General features: G+C 70.2%; 4 protein-coding genes. 2 read left to right on the top strand and 2 right to left on the bottom strand.

From position 1 onward, the window contains the following. Positions 1-95: 95 nt before the first annotated feature. Positions 96-1,061 (top strand): selenoneine biosynthesis selenosugar synthase SenB, encoded by a 966-nt coding sequence (senB, locus tag RMO12_RS05860; protein ID WP_309638568.1) that lies wholly within the window; start codon positions 96-98, stop codon positions 1,059-1,061. After that, entirely contained in the window at positions 1,058-2,128 is a 1,071-nt protein-coding gene (gene selD / locus RMO12_RS05855) for a selenide, water dikinase SelD (protein WP_309638567.1), read from the top strand. The genes senB and selD overlap by 4 nt, the downstream gene beginning before the upstream one ends. Before the next feature lie 14 nt (positions 2,129-2,142). Here selD and RMO12_RS05850 read toward each other — a convergent pair whose 3' ends face one another. After that, positions 2,143-2,643 carry an SRPBCC family protein gene (locus tag RMO12_RS05850; RefSeq protein ID WP_309638566.1) on the bottom strand — a complete coding sequence of 167 codons (501 nt, stop codon included), beginning with the start codon at positions 2,641-2,643 and terminating at the stop codon, positions 2,143-2,145. Between the two features lie 101 nt (positions 2,644-2,744). Further along, on the bottom strand, positions 2,745-3,023 hold a 279-nt coding region (locus RMO12_RS05845; protein WP_309638565.1), incomplete at its 5' end, for a cytochrome c.

Below are 3,023 nucleotides of genomic sequence, written 5' to 3'. Positions count from 1 at the left end.
CGCGGCCCTGATGCAAGGCGGCCTCGATCAGCGCCGCGTCGGCGCGGCGCATGGTGGCCGCATCGTCGATCGCGGCGGACGGTATAAGCACGGCCATGGCTCGTTTTTCAGTCTGCATCGTGACGCCGGCACTCGCCAAGGCCAACAACGGCAATTGGCAGACCGCCAGCCGCTGGGCGCGCCTGCTGTCGCCCGATTATCGAGTGAGGATCGTCGAACGCTGGGCGGGCGAGCCGGCCGACGCGATGCTCGCGCTGCATGCGCGCCGCTCGGCCGAATCGATCGCGCGCTGGGCCAGCGCCCGGCCCCGCGCGCCGCTGGCGGTGGTGCTGACCGGCACCGATCTCTACCGAGACATCGCCACCGATGCCGGTGCGCAGCGCTCGCTGCAACTGGCCGACCGGCTGGTGGTGCTGCACGAACTGGCCTGCGCCGACTTACCCGCGGTACACCGCAGCAAATGCCGCGTCTGCCTGCAGTCGGCCACCGCGCGCCAGCGCCTGCCGCGCAGCAGCCGCCACCTGCGCGCGCTGATGGTGGGCCACCTGCGCGAGGAGAAATCGCCACGCACCTACTTCGAAGCGGCACGCCGGCTCGCGGCGCGGCCCGACATCCGGCTCGACCACATCGGTGCGGCGCTCGACTCCGCGCTCGGCGACGAAGCCCGGGCGCTGCAGGCCAGCGGCGCGCACTACCGCTGGCTCGGCGCCCTGTCGCACGCGGCCACGCGGCGGCGCATCCAGCAGGCGCATGTGCTGGTCCACCCGAGCCGCATGGAAGGCGGCGCGCACGTGGTGATCGAGGCGCTGCAAAGCGGCACGCCGGTGCTCGCCTCGCGCATCGCCGGCAACGTCGGCTTGCTGGGCACCGGCTACGGCGGCTACTTCGAGCCCGGCGACGCGGCGGGCCTGGCAGCCCTGCTCGCGCGCTGCCGCGACGCGCCGTCTATGCTCGCCACCCTCAGCACGCAATGCGACGCGCGTGCGCCCTTGTTCGAGCCGGCGCGCGAGCGCGAAAACCTGTACGCCCTGCTCGCTGACCTGTTGGAGAACTCCCGATGAACGCACCCCTTGCCACCGCCCCCGTCCCGCGGCTCACCTCGCTCTCGCATGGCGGCGGCTGCGGCTGCAAGATCGCCCCGGGCGTGCTCAGCGAAATCTTGAAGGGCACGGCGCGCATGCCGATGCCGCCCGAGCTGCTGGTGGGCATCGAGACCGCCGACGACGCCGCCGTCTACAAGCTCAACGACGAGCAGGCGTTGATTGCCACCACCGATTTCTTCATGCCGATCGTGGACGATCCCTACGACTTCGGCCGCATCGCGGCCACCAACGCGATCAGCGATGTTTACGCCATGGGCGGTCGGCCGATCATGGCGCTGGCCCTCGTGGGCATGCCGATCAGCGTGCTGCCCACCGCGGTGATCGGCAAGATTCTCGAAGGCGGCGAGGCGGTCTGCCGGGCGGCCGGCATCCCGATCGCGGGCGGCCACACCATCGACTCGGTCGAACCCATCTACGGCCTGGTGGCGCTGGGCCTGGTCCACCCCGGCCGCGTCAAGCGCAATGCCGACGCGCGTCCCGGCGACAAGCTCGTGCTCGGCAAGCCGATCGGCGTGGGCGTGATGTCCGCCGCGCTCAAGAAGGAGCAGCTCGACGACGCCGGCTACGCCCGCATGATCGCGGTCACGACCCAGCTCAATACGCCCGGGCCCGACCTGGCGGCGCTCGACGGCGTGCATGCGCTCACCGACGTGACCGGCTTCGGCCTGGCCGGCCATGTGCTGGAGCTGGCGCGCGGCGCCAAGTGCCGCGTTGCGCTCGACTGGCAGGCGGTGCCGCTGCTGGCGGGCGTGCGCGCCTTGGCCGAACAGGGTTTCGTGACCGGCGCGTCGGGTCGCAACTGGGAGGGCTACGGCAGCGACGTGGCCTTGCCGGCCGGCTTTGCGGCCGCCGACCAGGCGCTGCTGAGCGATCCGCAGACCAGCGGCGGGCTGCTCGTGTCCTGCACTGCGGCCGCGCTCGATGCGGTGCTGGCGATCTTCCGCCGCCACGGTTTCGAGCACGCCGCTGTCGTCGGCGAGGTGCTGCCGGCCGAACCCGACAGCGCGCTGCTGATCGTGCGCTGAGCCGCGCGCGCCGCCTACTGCTTGGCGAAGTTCGCCACCACCTTGGCGAGCCCGGCGTCGTACAGGCCCTGGATGATCTCGGTGACCTGGCCGTCGGGGGCACCGGCGGCGTCGAAGCTAGAGCTCCACTTCATCAAGGTCTTGCCGTCGGCGGTGGGGCTGAGGACGATGGTGGCGGCGTAGTTCTTCACCGGCAGCGGCGCCTTGAGGAGCATGTAGCTGTAGCTGTGCTTGGCGGCGTTGTAGGCCGTCAGTTTCTCGCTGACGGTGGCGCCGCCGCCGAGGTCGAGCAGGCGCATGGCACCTGCTCTGGTGCCGTTGCCCGTGAGCTTGCTGCCTTTGATGGCCGGGTGCCAGACGTCGAGCGCGTTGAAGCCGCCCACCAGCTTCCACACGGTGTCGGGCGAGCTGTCGATGGTGGCCTCGCGTGACACCGACAGGCCGCCGACGGCAAAGCAGTTTCCGGCCAGCGCCAGCAGGGTGGTGCCTGCGATCTTCGCAATGGTTGCATTCAAGCGATGTCTCCTCGATTTTTCGTGTTGCGGCGAGCCGAATGGCTCCCCGCGCGCATTGTTCGGGAGTTCGCTTGCCGCAGGCTTGCGGCAAGCCCATCGTCCTACTGGATCGGCGACACCTTGGCCGCTGTGATCGCACCGTCGGAGCGACCCTTGAGATAGGCATAAAGGTCATCGATGTGCGCAACCACCTGCGGGCTGGTCTTGAAGGTGGGCATGCCCTTGGCGAGCCGGCCCTCGAGCACGGTGGTGGTGAAGTCCTGCTTGGACAGGGTCTTGAGGCTGGCGATGAGCGACGGCCCGACCATGCCCTCCTGGTTGGCGCCGTGGCAGCGGTCGCAGGCGGCAGCACGCCAGGTGCGAAAGCCTTCCATCGTCGC

This window comes from Methylibium sp., assembly GCF_031393925.1.
Taxonomy (GTDB): domain Bacteria; phylum Pseudomonadota; class Gammaproteobacteria; order Burkholderiales; family Burkholderiaceae_C; genus Methylibium.
The sequence above is the reverse complement of the archived record's forward strand: the minus strand, read 5'-3'. Positions and strand labels throughout refer to the sequence as shown.